Annotated in this window: 8 protein-coding genes, 1 tRNA gene and 1 pseudogene; 3 read left to right on the forward strand and 7 right to left on the reverse strand. The window is 72.7% G+C overall.

Annotated features, from left to right (window positions below):
* Positions 1 to 78: 78 nt before the first annotated feature.
* The gene (locus tag PSEJ31_RS0115000) at positions 79 to 639 is read right to left on the reverse strand and encodes a Dps family protein (RefSeq protein ID WP_028915923.1); all 561 of its coding nucleotides are present in this window, start codon (positions 637 to 639) and stop codon (positions 79 to 81) included.
* 99 nt (positions 640 to 738) lie between these two features.
* On the opposite strand from PSEJ31_RS0115000, the gene hrpA reads away from it, so the two are divergent.
* Together hrpA and recQ are read left to right on the forward strand one after the other, a co-directional pair.
* Positions 739 to 4,932 carry an ATP-dependent RNA helicase HrpA gene (gene hrpA, locus PSEJ31_RS0115005; protein ID WP_028915924.1) on the forward strand — a complete coding sequence of 1,398 codons (4,194 nt, stop codon included), beginning with the start codon at positions 739 to 741 and terminating at the stop codon, positions 4,930 to 4,932.
* A 59-nt stretch (positions 4,933 to 4,991) separates the two neighbouring features.
* Positions 4,992 to 6,860, forward strand: coding sequence for a DNA helicase RecQ (gene recQ, locus PSEJ31_RS0115010; RefSeq protein ID WP_019399246.1), 1,869 nt, complete (start codon positions 4,992 to 4,994; stop codon positions 6,858 to 6,860).
* An 18-nt stretch (positions 6,861 to 6,878) separates the two neighbouring features.
* Here recQ and PSEJ31_RS0115015 read toward each other — a convergent pair whose 3' ends face one another.
* On the reverse strand, positions 6,879 to 11,366 hold the full coding sequence (locus PSEJ31_RS0115015; protein WP_028915925.1) for a DEAD/DEAH box helicase: 4,488 nt from the start codon (positions 11,364 to 11,366) through the stop codon (positions 6,879 to 6,881).
* A gap of 212 nt (positions 11,367 to 11,578) precedes the next feature.
* Here PSEJ31_RS0115015 and PSEJ31_RS17065 point away from each other — a divergent pair, with 212 nt between their 5' ends.
* Positions 11,579 to 11,797 carry a hypothetical protein gene (locus PSEJ31_RS17065; RefSeq protein ID WP_125076004.1) on the forward strand — a complete coding sequence of 73 codons (219 nt, stop codon included), beginning with the start codon at positions 11,579 to 11,581 and terminating at the stop codon, positions 11,795 to 11,797.
* A 144-nt stretch (positions 11,798 to 11,941) separates the two neighbouring features.
* Here the strand turns inward: PSEJ31_RS17065 and PSEJ31_RS0115020 are convergent, their stop codons facing one another.
* From PSEJ31_RS0115020 to ybgF, 5 genes and pseudogenes are all read right to left on the reverse strand, one after another.
* Positions 11,942 to 12,448, reverse strand: coding sequence for a hypothetical protein (locus PSEJ31_RS0115020; RefSeq protein WP_019399248.1), 507 nt, complete (start codon positions 12,446 to 12,448; stop codon positions 11,942 to 11,944).
* Between the two features lie 91 nt (positions 12,449 to 12,539).
* A tRNA-Lys gene (locus PSEJ31_RS0115025) sits at positions 12,540 to 12,615 on the reverse strand.
* A gap of 96 nt (positions 12,616 to 12,711) precedes the next feature.
* Positions 12,712 to 13,410: pseudogene (queC, locus tag PSEJ31_RS0115030) on the reverse strand (7-cyano-7-deazaguanine synthase QueC); the annotation flags it as partial.
* Positions 13,411 to 13,435: 25 nt separating this feature from the next.
* Entirely contained in the window at positions 13,436 to 14,095 is a 660-nt protein-coding gene (queE, locus tag PSEJ31_RS0115035) for a 7-carboxy-7-deazaguanine synthase QueE (protein ID WP_028915926.1), read from the reverse strand.
* Positions 14,096 to 14,234: 139 nt separating this feature from the next.
* Positions 14,235 to 15,050, reverse strand: coding sequence for a tol-pal system protein YbgF (gene ybgF, locus PSEJ31_RS0115040; protein WP_198015084.1), 816 nt, complete (start codon positions 15,048 to 15,050; stop codon positions 14,235 to 14,237).
* Positions 15,051 to 15,052 lie beyond the last annotated feature (2 nt).

Consider the following 15,052-nt stretch of genomic DNA (forward strand, 5'->3'; position numbering starts at 1 on the left):
GACGCCGGGGCGCTGCGTACGCCAAAACAGATGCGGCCGCCCTGGGGCGGCCGCAAGAGGGGGTACCGCGGCGGCCGCTTATTCCAGCAGCGAGCGCAGCATCCAGGCGTACTTCTCGTGGGTCTGCAGGCGCTGGGTCAGCAGGTCCACGGTCGGATCGTCGCCGGCGTCGTCGGCGATCTTGAGCACGCTGCGCGCGGTGCGGCACACCGCCTCGTTGCCCTCGACCAGCTGCTGGACCATGCCCTTCCAGTCCGGAACGCCGTCGGCGCCCTGCTCCTCGCGGATCGAGGTCAGGCGGGTGAACTCGGCATAGGAACCGGGGGCGTTGAAGCCCAGCGCGCGGGTGCGCTCGGCGACCTCGTCCAGCGCGTTCCACTGCTCGGTGTACTGGTCCATGAACATCGCATGCAGCGAGTTGAACATCGGACCGGTCACGTTCCAGTGGAAGTTGTGGGTCTTCAGGTAGAGGGTGAAAGCGTCGGCGAGGTAACGCGCCAGGCCTTCCGCGATCTCCTTGCGGTCGCTGGCGTCGATGCCGATCTCGATGCGCGAGGAGGACGCGACCGGGTTGAGGCCGGAGGCCTTGCGCGGCTTGGTGGAAGAAGCGGATTTCGTGGCGGGCTTGGCCTTTGCCATGTTGCACTCCTGGGGCTTTGGGTCCACGGAACTGGTGGGGACTGTCAGAATACACACTAACTCCGCCCGCGTTATGCAAAGTTTCACACGGCCCCATAGATGGAATCGATCCCCGACGACCTGCGCCAGGCCCTCGACGATGGCCGGGTTGCGATTTCCGGCGCCCTGAGCCGCGACCGCGGCCGGCTGCACGGGCTGTGGTCGCGCTGGCGCGGGAAGCCGGCCGACGCCGAACTGCGCGCACGCTTCGAACAGGCGCTGGCGGCCTCGGTCGCGGCCTGCCAGGCGCGCGCCGAAGGCCTGCCGCCCATCACCCTGGATCCGGCGCTGCCGATCACCGCCGAGGCCGAACGCATCGTCGAACTGGTGCGCACCCACCAGGTGGTGGTGGTGGCGGGCGAGACGGGCTCCGGCAAGACCACCCAGCTGCCCAAGCTGTGCCTGGCCGCCGGGCGCGGCGTGGCCGGGACCATCGGCTGCACCCAGCCGCGCCGGATCGCCGCCCGTGCGGTGGCCGCGCGCGTGGCCGAGGAGCTGAAGACCCCGCTGGGCGGGATGGTCGGCTACCAGGTGCGCTTCACCGACAACGTCGGCCCCGATACCCGGGTCAAGTTCATGACCGACGGCATCCTGCTGGCGGAGATCGCCTCCGACCGCTGGCTGTCGGCCTACGACACGATCATCGTCGACGAGGCCCACGAACGCAGCCTCAACATCGACTTCCTGCTGGGCTACCTCAAGCAGCTGCTGCGCAAGCGCCCGGACCTGAAGCTGATCGTCACCTCGGCGACGATCGACACCGCGCGCTTCGCCCGCCACTTCGACGACGCGCCGGTGGTCGAGGTCGCCGGCCGCACCTACCCGGTGGAAGTGCGCTACCGGCCGCCGGACGGCCCGCTGGAGGAACCGCCGGCGCAGACCGGCCGCAAGCCGGCGCGGCACGAGCGCGAGGCCGACCCGGTGGCGGCGATCACCGCCGTGGTCGACGAGATCACCGCCGAGGACCCGCGCGGCGACGTGCTGGTGTTCCTGCCCGGCGAGCGCGAGATCCGCGACGTGCACCGCGCCCTGGAGAAACGCCAGTACCGTTCCACCGAGGTGCTGCCGCTGTACGCGCGGCTGTCGGCCAGGGACCAGGACCGGGTGTTCAACCCCGGCCCGCAGCGGCGCATCGTGCTGGCGACCAACGTCGCCGAGACCTCGCTGACGGTGCCGCGGATCCGCTACGTGATCGACCCCGGCGATGCCCGGGTCAAGCGCTACAGCCCGCGCTCGAAGATCGACCGCCTGCACGTGGAGCCGATCAGCCAGGCCAGCGCCAACCAGCGCAAGGGCCGCTGCGGCCGCGTGTCCGAGGGCGTGTGCTACCGCCTGTATTCGGAGGCCGACTTCCTCTCCCGCCCGGAATTCACCGACCCGGAGATCCGCCGTTCCAGCCTGGCCGGGGTGATCCTGCGCATGCTGCAGCTGGGCCTGGGCCGGATCGAGGACTTCCCGTTCCTGGAGCCGCCGGACGAACGCGCCATCGCCGACGGCTGGCAGCAGCTGATCGAGCTGGGCGCGGTCGAGGACGCCGGCAACGGCCAGCGCCGGCTGACCGCGATCGGCCGGCAGATGGCGCGCCTGCCGGTGGACGTGAAGCTGTCGCGCATGCTGGTGGCGGCACAGGCCCATGGCTGCCTGCGCGCGATGCTGCCGATCGCCGCCTTCCTCGGCGTGCAGGACCCGCGCGAGCGCCCGGCCGACGCGCGCGAGGCCGCCGACAACGCCCATGCCCAGTTCGCCGATCCGCGCTCGGAGTTCGTCGGCATCCTGCGCCTGTGGCAGGCCTACGACGACGCCCATGGCGAGCTGACCCAGTCGAAACTGCGCGACTGGTGCACCAAGCGCTTCCTCGGCTTCCTGCGCATGCGTGAATGGCGCGAACTGCACCGCCAGCTCAGGCTGCTGTGCAACGAGCTGGGCTGGAGCGAGGAGGAGCCGGAACGCTCCCTGCTGCCGTTGCTGGCCGGCGCGCCGGCCCCGGGCGAGGCCCGCCAGGGCAACCGCCCCAGCCGCGGCGAGCTGCACCGCGCCGCGCGCCTTGCGCGCGAGGGGAAAACGGAGTCGGAGCCGCTTTCCCCCGCTTCACGCTCGCCATCGCCGCCTCCCCGCTCGGAAAGTGGCTCTGACCCCATTTCCGGGGAAGGCCGCTTCGGCGCGCGCGAGCGTGCCGCCGCCTACCAGGCGCTGCACCGCGCCCTGATCGCCGGCCTGCCCACCCAGCTCGGCCACCGCACCGAGAAGGGCGACTTCCAGGCCCCGCGCCAGCGCCGCTTCCAGCTGTTCCCCGCCTCGCCGCTGGCCAAGAAGCCGCCGCCGTGGGTGCTGGTCGCGACCCTGCTGGACACGCAGAAGGTCTGGGGCCTGACCGCGGCGGCGGTCGAGCCGGACTGGGCGATCGCCGAGCTGCCGCACCTGCTGGCGCGCAAGCACTTCGACCCGCGCTGGTCGCGCGCCCAGGGCAACGTGCTGGCCTCCGAGCAGATCAGCCTGTTCGGGCTGGTGCTGGCGCCCAAGCGCCCGGTCCACTACGGCCGCATCGACCCGGCCGGCGCCCACGACCTGTTCGTGCGCCAGGGCCTGGTCACCGGCGAGATCGACACCAGGGCCTCGTTCGTGGCCGCCAACCTCAAGACCCTGGAGCAGGCGCGCGAGGAAGAGGCCAAGCTGCGCCGCGCCGGCCTGGTCGCCGACGAGGACTGGCAGGCGCGCTGGTACCTGGACCGGATCCCGGCCGAGATCCACTCGGCCACCGCGCTGGACGCCTGGTACCGCAAGCTGGAGCAGGAGAAGAAGCAGGCCCTGCGCTGGTCGCTGGCCGACCTGCTGCCCGGCGAGGGCCAGCAGGGCGACCTGTATCCGAAGTACTTCGCGCTGGGCGACGCGCGCCTGCCGCTGCACTACAGGTTCGAGCCGGGCGCGGCCGACGACGGCGTCACCCTGGAGGTGCCGCTGCCGCTGCTCAACGCGCTGGATCCGGCGCGGCTGTCGTGGCTGGCGCCAGGCTTCGTCGCCGACAAGGCCGCCGGCCTGATCCGCACCCTGCCCAAGGCCATGCGCCGCAACTACGTGCCGGCGCCGGACTTCGGCCGCGCCTTCGCCGAGGCTTTCCCGCAACCCAGCGCCGACTCCATTGCCGGCGAGCTGGCGCGCTTCCTCACCCGTACCACCGGCAGCCCGGTGTCGGCGCTGGACTTCGACGAGGCCGCGCTGGAACCGCACCTGCGCATGAACCTGCGCCTGCGCGAGCTGCCGGACCGCGGCGGCAAGGTGCTGGCCGAGTCGCGCGACCTGGACGACCTGCGCGCGCGCTTCGGCGAACGCGCCGCGCGCGCCTTTGCCGCCCGCGCCGCCAACGCGCTGGCCACCAGCACCCGCGAGCTGCGCGAGTTCCCCGGGGAGCCGCTGCCGCTGCAGGTCACCGGCGAGGCCGGCGTGCCCGGTTTCCCGGCGCTGGTGGACGAAGGCACGCATGCGGTGCTGCGGGTGTTCGCCGACCGCGCCCAGGCCGAGGCCGCACACCCGCGCGGCGTCGACCGCCTGCTGCGCATCGCCCTGGCCGACAAGGCCAGGCAGGCGCGCAAGCAGCTGCCGGTCTCGCCCAAGCTGGGCCTGCTCTACGCGGCGATCGAGCAGTTCGGCGGATCGCCGCAGGACAAGGCGCAGGAAAAGGAACAGTTGCGCGCCGACCTGGTCGAGGCCGCGCTCAACGCGGTGCTGGCCGACGGGCTCGGCGAAATCCGCGACCACGCCGCATTCCAGAAGCGCGCCGAGGCCGCCGGCCGCCAGCTGTTCGCCGAGGCCATGCAGCGCCTGCAGCTGGCCGAGCAGATCCTGGCCGCGGTGGCCGCGCTCAAGCCGAAGCTGGAAGCCCCGCTGATGGGCTGGGCCGGCGCCAACCTCGACGACCTGCGCGCGCAACTGGACGGCCTGGTGCATCCGGGCTTCCTGCGCCACACCCCGGCCGAGGCACTGGCGCAGTTCCCGCGCTGGCTCAAGGGCATGAGCCTGCGCGCCGAGCGCGCCCTGCGTGATCCGGCGCGCGACCAGGCGCGCATGCTGGAGCTGAAGCCGTTCACCGATGCCCTGGCCGCGGCCGCCGCGCGCGGCGTGGCCGACCAGCCGGGCTGGCAGTCATTGCGCTGGGAGGTGGAGGAGTTGCGGGTGCTGCTGTTTGCGCAGGAACTGGGTTCGCGCGGCGGCGTCTCGCCAAAGAAGCTGGCGCAGAAGCTAGCCGCGCTGGCGGATTGAGCCCGGATGCAAGCGATTCTGTTCATGCCGGCACCGGCGCGCGCCGGTATCCTTGGCCCATGCAGGAATCCTTGAACGCCACGCCGTCGCGCGCCGGCAGCGCGACCGTGGCGCGCGATGCGTTGTCCGTGCTGCGCCAGGTGTTCGGCTACGATGCCTTCCGCGGCCAGCAACGGGACATCATCGAACACGTCGCCGCCGGCAACGACGCCCTGGTGCTGATGCCCACCGGCGGCGGCAAGTCGCTGTGCTACCAGGTGCCGGCGCTGCTGCGCGAAGGCACCGGCATCGTGGTCTCGCCGCTGATCGCGCTGATGCAGGACCAGGTCGAAGCGCTGCTGCAGCTGGGCGTGCGCGCCGCCTGCCTCAACTCGACCCTGGACGCCGAACAGGCCCGGCAGGTCGAGCGCGAACTGCTCGACGGCACGCTCGACCTGCTCTACGTCGCCCCGGAGCGGCTGCTGACACCGCGCTTCCTGTCGCTGCTGGAGCGCAGCCGCATCGCCCTGTTCGCGATCGACGAAGCCCACTGCGTCTCGCAGTGGGGCCACGACTTCCGCCCCGAGTACCGCGAGCTGACGGTGCTGCACGAGCGCTGGCCGCAGGTACCGCGCATCGCCCTGACCGCCACCGCCGACCCGCCCACCCGGCGCGAGATCGCCGAGCGCCTGGCGCTGGAGGAAGCGCGTTGCTTCCTCAGCTCCTTCGACCGCCCGAACATCCGCTATTCGGTGGCGCACAAGGACAACCCGCGGCGGCAGCTGCTGGACTTCCTCGGCGGGCATCGCGGCGAATCGGGCATCGTCTACTGCCTGTCCCGGCGCAAGGTCGAGGAGACCGCGCAGTTCCTCGCCGGCCAGGGCATCGCCGCCCTGCCCTACCACGCCGGCCTGCCGGCCGAGGTGCGCGCCGGGAACCAGCGCCGCTTCCTGCGCGAGGACGGCATCGTGATGTGCGCGACCATCGCCTTCGGCATGGGCATCGACAAGCCGGACGTGCGCTTCGTCGCCCACCTGGACCTGCCCAAGTCGATCGAGGGCTATTACCAGGAGACCGGCCGCGCCGGCCGCGACGGCGAGCCGGCCGAGGCCTGGATGGGCTACGGCCTGGGCGACGTGGTCCTGCTGCGGCAGATGATCGAGCAATCCGAGGCCGGCGAGGAACGCAAGCGCCTGGAACGGCGCAAGCTGGACCAGCTGCTGGGCTATTGCGAGACCGCCGGCTGCCGCCGCCAGGCGCTGCTGGCCGCGTTCGGCGAGGCCTACCAGGCGCCGGATGGCCGCCAGGGCTGCGGCAACTGCGACAACTGCCTGCAGCCGGTGCGCACCTGGGATGCGACCGAGGCTGCGCGCAAGGCGCTCAGCTGCGTGTACCGCACCGGCCAGCGTTTCGGCGCCGCGCACCTGATCGAGGTGCTGCGCGGCGCGGACACCGAGAAGATCCGCCAGTTCCGCCACCACGAACTGTCCACCTACGGCATCGGCAGCGACCTGGACGCCAATACCTGGCGCAGCGTGTTCCGCCAGCTGGTGGTCGCCGGGCTACTGGAGGTCGATGCCGAGGGCCACGGCGGCCTGCGCCTGGGCGCGGCCGCGCGGCCGGTGCTCAAGGGCGAGCGCCAGGTGCTGATGCGCGAGGAACCGGCGCGCCGTTCCGGCCGCGGCGGCAGCGACCGCCCGAGCCAGAGCACGCTGCATGTGGATTCGTATGATCGCCCGCTGTTCGACGCCCTGCGCGCCTGGCGCGCCGCGCTGGCGCGCGAGCAGAACGTGCCGGCCTACGTGATCTTCCACGACCGCACCCTGCGCGACATCGCCCAGCTGCGCCCGGCCACGATCGGCGAACTGGCGCGGGTCGGCGGCGTCGGCGGCGGCAAGCTGGCGCGCTACGGCCAGGACGTGCTGGACGTGATCCGCGAGTACGGCTAGCGCTTCGCGGTGCCGGGCTCAGCGCGTCGGCTGCGGCAGGTTGGCCTGGATCCTGGCCAGCAGCGCTTCCAGCCCGGATTCCGGCTCGCCGGACAGGCGCCTGCGCACCTCCTGCTCGACCGCCGGCTCCAGCGCCGCCAGCAACCGCACCTCGCCGGCCACGCGCGCGGCCACCGGCACGCCGTCGCGGAACAGCAAGCGTGCGCCGCCGATGCGCGGCACCTTGTCCCCGGCCAACACCGTGCCCGACAGGTTCAGCGGATCCAGTGCGCTGACTTCCACCAGCTGCCCGTCCGGCGGCCGGTTGCGCACCTTGCGCAGCGGCGCGATCGCCTCCGGCAGCGCGAACTGCTCGCCACTCAGGCCCTCGATGAAGCGTCCGCCGCGCACCTCGCCGCGCGCCTCCAGGCGGTGGTAGACGCGCAGCAGCTCGCGCCACGGCGGCAGCCAGGCCGCCTCGCGTTCGAGGATGCGCCAGCCGACCACGCCATAGCGGCGCAAGAGCACCCGCGCCACGTGTTCCACCGCCTCCGGGTCCGGGCGCCGGCGGCCACCGTCTTCCGCCGCCGCGGGCCGGCGCACCAGGGCCCAGCGCCCGGCATCCTCGATCGCGTTGAGTGCACCGCGACGGCGGCCGCGCCCCGGCGAGGGCCGCTTCGACGGCGGCACCAGCAGCGCGCGCAGCCCTGCGAAGCTGTCGCAATGGGCCATGCCGCGCGCCACCAGCTCGGCCAGCGCGTCTTCCAGCTCGGTGCGCAGCAGGCCGGTGGCGTCCAGCAGTTCGTCGAAGAACGAGGCGCCATGCGTGGCCAGGCAGTCGGCCACCTTGCGTGCGCGCGAGGACAGTCCCGGCAGCCCGGGATCCAGCGGCGGCGCCAGCGCCGCCCAGTGGCCGACATGCCGGCGCGGCAGCAGCAGCACCGGGGTATTGCGCAGCGAGGTACCGGCGCGGTTGCCCTCGGCCTCGTTGCCGGCGGCACGCAACCGGGTCCATAGCGTGCGCCCGCCGCTGCACAGGCCGTCCAGCCAGGCCGGCGCGTAGTCGCGCAGCCGCGCCGGCAGGAGCTCCGCTTCCCAGGCCGGGGCCGGTGCCTCGTAGCCTTCCAGCTGCGCCAGCACGCCGGCCAGCGCATCCGGCCCGCTCACCCGCGCCTCCGGCGCCACCCGCTGCCACTGGAACAGGAAGCGCATGAAGTCGCGCGGCGCCACCGGCTCGATCTCGCGGCGCAGGCGCTTCAGGGTGAGGCGATGGATGCGCGCGAGCAGGTAGCGTTCGCACCACTCCTGCGCCGGCGCGCCGGGGCTGAAGCGCCCCTGCATCGCATAGCCGTCGCTCTGCAGGGCCAGCAATGCCTGTTCGACCGCGGCCGGCGGCAGGGCCAGGCTGGTGGCCAGTGCCGCCACGGTCACCGGCCCCAGCCCGGTCAGGCGTGCGCGCAGCAGGGCGATCGCCGCCCCCTCGGCAGTCCAGGCCACGCGCGCGAACTCATCCGGCACCGCGAGCGCGGGTTCCCGCCGCGCCTGCGGATGCAGCGCCAGCAGCTGTGGCAGGCGCTCGGCCGCCACCCACCAGCGCTGGCCGCCGGCTTCCACGCAGGCGGCGCGGCCGTCGCCGGCCAGCGCCTGCAACAGCGCCGGCCACTGCGGTTCGCGCGCCACCTCTTCGCCAGTGACGAAGCCCAGCCCGGTCAGCACCTCGTGCATGCCGTCGGCGTCGCGCGCCTGCGGCCAGGCCTCGCGTCGCACCTGCCCGATCGCTTCGGTGTCCAGGCGCCCCAGGTCCGAAGCCGATTCCGGATCGGCGTAGCGCCGCGCCTGCACCGCCTGGGTACGGCGTTCCTCCAGCGGCGCATCGTCGAGGAAGGCATAGGGCCGCGCATTGATCGCCTCGGCCGCCAGCGGCGAAGGCGCGGCCAGGTCACGCGCCACCACCGCGATGCGCCCGGACTCCAGCCCGCGCAGCAGCTCCAGCCAGCCGCCCAGGTCCATGGCCTCGTGCAGGCAGTCGTGCAGGGTCTGCGCCACCAGTGGATGGTCCGGCACCTGGCGCTCGCCGACGATGTTCTCCAGGCAGGCGACCTGGTCGGGGAACACCGTGGCCAGCAAGTCCTCGGACTTCATCCGCTGCAGTTGCGGGGGCACCCGCTTGCCGCCGCCGGAATAGCGCGGCAGGGCCAGCGCGGTGCCCGCGTTCCAGCGCCAGCGCACGGCGAACATCGGCGCGTCCAGCAGCGCCTGCACCAGCACGTCGGTGGCCGAGGACGAATGCAGGTACCTGGCCACCTCGGCCAGCGGGAAGCTGTGGCTGGTGGACAGCGACAGCACGATCGCGTCCTCGGTGGCCGCGGCCTGCAACTCGAAGTTGAACTGGCGGCAGAAGCGCTTGCGCAGCGCCAGGCCCCAGGCGCGGTTGATCCGGCTGCCCCAGGGGCTGTGCACCACCAGGTGGGTGGAGCCGGTCTCGTCGAAGAAGCGCTCCAGCACGATCGCGTCCTGGGTGGGCATGGCACCCAGCGCCACCAGGCTGGCGCCGAGGTAGTCGACCAGCTGGCGCGCGGCTTCCGCGCCGAGCCCGACGTCCTCCTGCAGCCACCGGCGCGCCGCGGCGATGCCCTCCGGCGCCAGCGGCGCCTCCCCCTGCGCGGCATCCGCGCCACGCAGCCGCGCGGCCACTTCCGCGCGCAGGCGCGACACGCCCAGTGACAGCTCGTCGCTGCGCCCGGGCGCCTCGCCCAGCCAGAACGGGATGCTGGGCGGCTGGCCCTGCGCGTCCTCGACCCGCACCTTGCCGGACTCGACCCGCAGGATGCGGTAGCTGGCATTGCCCAGCTGGAACACGTCGCCGGCCATGCTCTCGACCGCGAAGTCCTCGTTGACCGTGCCGACGAAGGTCGACTGCGGTTCCAGCACCACGGCGTAGTCGCCGGCTTCGGGGATGGTGCCGCCGGACATGCCCGCCACCCGGCGCGCACCCTCGCGGCCGCGCAGGCGGCGGTGCACGGCATCGCGGTGGACCCACCCGGCGCGCGCGCCGCGGCGGTCGCTGAAGCCGTTGGCCAGCATCGCCACCACCTCGTCGTAGCGACCACGCTGCAGCCGCGCGTATGGCCAGGCCCGGCGCAGGCGTTCGAACAGCGCGTCCTCGTCCCACTCGGCGGCGGCGACCTCGGCCACGATCTGCTGCGCCAGCACGTCCAGCGGCGCTTCCGGGATCCGCAGTGCATCCAGCTCGCCGCGGCGCACGCAGTCCAGCAGCGCGGCGCATTCGACCAGGTCGTCGCGGGTGGTGGGGAACAGGCGCGCGCGCGGCACGCCGCCGACATGGTGGCCGGCGCGCCCGGCGCGCTGCAGGAAGGCGGCGATCGAGCGCGGCGAGCCGAACTGGCACACCAGGTCCACGTCGCCGATGTCCAGGCCCAGCTCCAGCGAGGCGGTGGCGACCAGCACCTGCAGCTGCCCGGCCTTGAGCTTCTGCTCGGCGGCCAGGCGCAGTTCCTTCGACAGGCTGCCGTGGTGGGTGGCGACCGCGTCATGGCCAAGCAGGCGCCCCAGGTGGAACGCGGCGCGCTCGGCCATGCGCCTGGTATTCACGAACACCAGCGTCGTGCGGTGCTCGCGCACCAGCTCGGCAACGCGCAGGTAGACCTGCTCCCACTGGTCGTTGGACATCACCGCCGACAGCGGCGTGGGCGGCAGTTCCAGGGCCAGGTCGCGCTGGCGGGTGTAGCCGATATCGACGATGGCGCAGTCGGGGACGTCGCGCTTCGCGCTACCGCCATGCACCGCGCCGCCGCGCTGCCAGCCGCCGCCAGCGGCGGGCAGGCGGTCGCGGCCGGGATGCACGTTGCCGGCGCCCACCAGGAAGCGCGCCACCTCCTCCACCGGCTTCTGCGTGGCCGAAAGGCCGATCCGCACCAGCGGCCGCGCGCACAGCGCCTCCAGCCGTTCCAGCGACAGCGCAAGGTGGCTGCCGCGCTTGTTGCCGGCCAGGGCATGGATCTCGTCCACGATCACGCTGCGCACCGTGCGCAGCATCGCCCGACCGGATTCGGAGCCCAGCAGCACGTACAACGACTCGGGCGTGGTCACCAGGATATGCGGCGGCCTGCGCCGCAGCCGCGCACGCTCCGACTGCGGGGTGTCGCCGGTGCGCACGGCAGTGCGGATCCCCACCTCGGGCAGGCCCAGTTCGCGCAGCGCCACGCCGATGCCGGCCAGCGGTGCTTCCAGGTTCAGGGCGATGTCGTTGGACAACGCCTTGAGCGGGGAGACATAGACCACCCGGGTCTCGTCCGCCAGCCCGCCCTGCTCCAGGGCTTCGCGCACCAGGGCGTCGATCGCGGCAAGGAAGGCGGTCAGGGTCTTGCCCGAGCCGGTCGGCGCGGCCACCAGGGTGCTGCGCCCGGCCATGATCGCCGGCCACGCCGCGGCCTGGGCCTCGGTCGGGCCCGGGAAGGCGGCGTCGAACCAGCGGGCGACGGCGGGATGGAAGGCGGCGGTGCTCATGGGGCCCGGGAACGGCCTGCGACGCGCGGGCGCGGGGGGGTGTGCAGGAGGACTATGGGCCCGCCAGGCGATGGCTTCAACGCGGCCTCCGCGCCCGTCGCGCTGCCGTTCAGCGGCGCGGTGGCCGGGAACGCCAGGGACGCGGTATGGTCGCCGACAGGGGAGGACTCAGCGTGACCCGATGGCCGCCCCCCGCGGCCGGAGAGAATGCAATGGTGAAGGAAAACCCTCGGCAGCCCGCACCCCAACGGGCAGGACTGCAGCAACGCCTTCACGATTTCGGGAAGGCGTACCGCAAGGCAAGGCAATGGCGTTCCCCCCCCGTCACCGCGCTGCTGGCGGCATGGCGATTCGCGCTGACGGGTGACAGTGGCCGTTTCGTGTCGCACGACGGGGCGCGGCTGTCGCGGATTTATCGCGGCGAGGACTGAAGCGCTCCGTCCCCGACCGGCAGCCACGCCGGCTCACCACGTCGTCCGACGCTGCACGCGGCCGGGACGGGCGTTCTCGTCCCTGCGCCGCGCGTGCCGGCTTCCGCGCACCGGCGTGGTGCGGCAGCCTCCCTTTTTCCGTGCTCAGCGGCGGTAGACGTCGTCGCTGGTCCTGTTGGCCTGGATCGTGCGCACCGACTGCGTGCTGCGCACGTCGCCGCATTCGCTGCAGGCACGGGTGACCACGACCTGGTAACGCTCCTCGGTCCAGCTCTCCTTGCGCACCAGGGTCTTGCCTTCGTTGGGGCCGGAGATCGAGCGCCCCACCACCGACTCGCGCCGGCGCGGCGTGGCCGCGACCAGGGTTTCCTCGCGGCCGGTCTCGGATACCGCGTACGGCGCGCCGCAGGCCGCGCAGCGCGCGTCCGCGGCCAGCCAGGCCTCCATCGGCAGCCGTCCGGCGTACCAGGCGAACGGCGCCGCACCGGCGATGAACACGTAGCGCAGCACCGGGTAATCGCGCGCCAGCCAGAACCACAGGATGGCGGCGACCGCGATCACCGCCATCGTCCCGGCGACCAGGCCGTAGGCGTGGATCCGGTTCCTGTGGGCCACCTGTTCGGCGCTCAGCGCCGCCTCGTCTGCGCTCATCCTCAGCTCCGGGTAGGGGCGTGGGCAACAAAAAACCCCGTGCGGCGACGGGGTCCAGAGCGACCGGCCTGGCAGGCCGGCGCGGAAGCAATGGTGGGCCGTGTTGGAATCGAACCAACGACCAGCGGATTAAAAGTCCGATGCTCTACCGACTGAGCTAACGGCCCACGGAGCCCGGCCAGGCCGGGGCCGCGCATTTTACCCGATCAGGCGGCTGCTGCGCCTGCCGGCGGCAACGGCGGCGTCCGCCGGCGACGCGCGCCTCAGCCGGCGGCCGCGACGTAGCGGGTCGGATCGGCCACGCCGGCGGCGGCAAAGCCGGCCGCGCGCAGCTGGCAGGCGTCGCAGTGGCCGCAGGCGCGGCCCTGCTCATCGGCGCGGTAGCAGGACACGGTCTGGGCGAAGTCCACGCCCAGGCGCAGGCCCTCGCGCACGATTTCGTCCTTGCCCATGCGGATCAGCGGTGCGTGCACGCGGATGCCCGCGCCTTCCACGCCGGCCTTGGTGGCCAGGTTGGCCAGCCGCTCGAAGGCCGCGACGAACTCCGGGCGGCAGTCCGGGTAGCCGGAATAGTCCACCGCGTTGACGCCGCAGAAGATGTCGGCCGCGCCCAGCACCTCGGCCCAGCCCAGCGCCACCGACAGCATGATGGTGTTGCGCGCCGGCACGTAGGTGACCGGGATGCCCTCGCCGCCGGCCTCCGGCACCTCGATGTCGTCGGTCAGCGCCGAGCCGCCGATGCTGCGCAGGTCGATGGCCACGGTCTTGTGCTCGACCGCGCCCAGGGCGCTGGCCACGCGCGCGGCGGCATCCAGTTCGGAGGTATGGCGCTGGCCATAGCGCACGCTCAACGCGTGCACGGCGAATCCCTGTTCGCGGGCGATGGCCAGGACGACGGCCGAATCCATGCCACCGGAGACGAGGGCGACGGCTTTCTTCATGGGAACTGCTTTGTGTGGGGTGGCCCATTGTAGGGCCGCATCCGGGTCAGCGCCCCGGCTCGTCGTTCCAGAGGATCTTGTGCAGCTGCATCTGGAAGCGCACCGGCAGGCGGTCGGCGACGATCCAGTCGGCCAGGTCGCGCGCCTCCAGCTGGCCCTTGGAGGGCGAGAACAGCACGTCGCAGCGTGCGGCCAGGCCGTGCTCGGCGACCATGTCGCGCGCCCACTCGTAGTCGGCGCGGCCGCACAGCACGAACTTGACCTGGTCGCGCGCGGTCAGCAGCGGGAGGTTCTCCAGGCGGTTGCGCGCCATCTCGGCCGAACCGGGGGTCTTGAGGTCGACTACCCGCGACACCCGCGGGTCGACCCCGGCGATGTCCAGCGCGCCGGAGGTCTCCAGCGAGACGTCGTAGCCGGCGTCGCACAGGCGCCGCAGCAGGTCCAGGCAGCGCTTCTGCGCCAGCGGCTCGCCACCGGTCACGCAGACGTGGCGCACGCCATGGCGGGCGACCTCGGCGAGGATGTCGTCGATCTCCCACCACTGCCCGCCATGGAAGGCGTAGGCGGTATCGCAGTACTGGCAGCGCAGCGGGCAGCCGGTCAGGCGCACGAACACGGTCGGCCAGCCGGCGGCGTTGGCCTCGCCCTGCAGGGACAGGAAGATCTCGGTGATCCGCAGGCGGTTCTGCGGAGTGGGGGTATTCATGGGGCAATTGTAAGCCCACGGGCCCGTGGCCATGGCCGCCGGCGCCGGAACGAAGCGCGGCAAGCGGGCGCAAGCGCGGCATGCGGCGCATGCCGGGGCTGGAAGCGGAATGTGGCGGTCGCCCGCGGGGCGACGCGGATCAGCGCAGCTGGCTGATCTGGATCGAGCGCAGGCGGTCGGCGGCGATCCGCGCGGCATCGCTGCCCGGAAACTGCGATTCGACCTGCTGCAGGGTGGCCTGGGCCTGGCGCACCTCGCCTTCGCCGAACTGGGACAGGCCCAGCTTCAGCAGCGCGCCGGGCGCCTTGTCGTGGGTCGGGTAGCGCTCCATCAGGGCGCGGAACTGCTGCCCGGCCAGGGCGTAGTTGCCGGTGGCGTAGTAGCTCTCGCCCAGCCAGTACAGGGCGTTGGGCGCGTAGACACCGGCCGGATGCGTGTCCAGGAAGGCCTGGAAGGCCTCGGCCGAACGGGCGTAGTCACCGGCCTTGAGGGTATTGAACGCGGCCTCGTAAGCGGCGCGCTCGTCGGCACCCAGGGCCAGCGAGCCCGGATCGCCATGGACCCGCGGGGCATCACTGCCGGCGGTGGCCGTCGCGGCCGGGGCAGCCGGTGCGGTGGGCGCGGCGGCGCCGGTGGTGGCGGCCGGCGGTGCGGGCAGTTCCCCGCCTTCCAGGCGGTTGAGGCGGCCGTCCAGGTCCAGGTACTGGTCGCGGCTGCGCTGCTGCATCTGCTGCTGTTCGTACTGCAGCTGTTCCAGCGCCGAGCGCAGTTCCTGCACCTCGCTGCGCAGCTGCGCCAGCTGGTTGAGCAGGTCCTGGGTGGCCTGGGTGTTGTTGGCCTGTGCCTCGAGCCGTGCGACCCGGTCGGCCAGGCTCAGCTTCTGCGCAGACGCGGGCGTGGCGGCCGCGAGGGCCGCCACGACCAGCATCATGCCGATGGCACGAGGGCGAAGCATCG

The sequence above is a fragment of the Pseudoxanthomonas sp. J31 genome (assembly GCF_000510725.1).
GTDB lineage: Bacteria > Pseudomonadota > Gammaproteobacteria > Xanthomonadales > Xanthomonadaceae > Pseudoxanthomonas.

What these genes read in the sequence shown, in the direction of transcription:
- PSEJ31_RS0115000 (WP_028915923.1), bottom strand. Translation starts at nt 639, where the DNA reads ATGGCAAAGGCCAAGCCCGCCACGAAATCCGCTTCTTCCACCAAGCCG.
- hrpA (WP_028915924.1), top strand. Translation starts at nt 739, where the DNA reads ATGGAATCGATCCCCGACGACCTGCGCCAGGCCCTCGACGATGGCCGG.
- recQ (WP_019399246.1), top strand. Translation starts at nt 4,992, where the DNA reads ATGCAGGAATCCTTGAACGCCACGCCGTCGCGCGCCGGCAGCGCGACC.
- PSEJ31_RS0115015 (WP_028915925.1), bottom strand. Translation starts at nt 11,366, where the DNA reads ATGAGCACCGCCGCCTTCCATCCCGCCGTCGCCCGCTGGTTCGACGCC.
- PSEJ31_RS17065 (WP_125076004.1), top strand. Translation starts at nt 11,579, where the DNA reads ATGGTGAAGGAAAACCCTCGGCAGCCCGCACCCCAACGGGCAGGACTG.
- PSEJ31_RS0115020 (WP_019399248.1), bottom strand. Translation starts at nt 12,448, where the DNA reads ATGAGCGCAGACGAGGCGGCGCTGAGCGCCGAACAGGTGGCCCACAGG.
- queE (WP_028915926.1), bottom strand. Translation starts at nt 14,095, where the DNA reads ATGAATACCCCCACTCCGCAGAACCGCCTGCGGATCACCGAGATCTTC.
- ybgF (WP_198015084.1), bottom strand. Translation starts at nt 15,050, where the DNA reads ATGCTTCGCCCTCGTGCCATCGGCATGATGCTGGTCGTGGCGGCCCTC.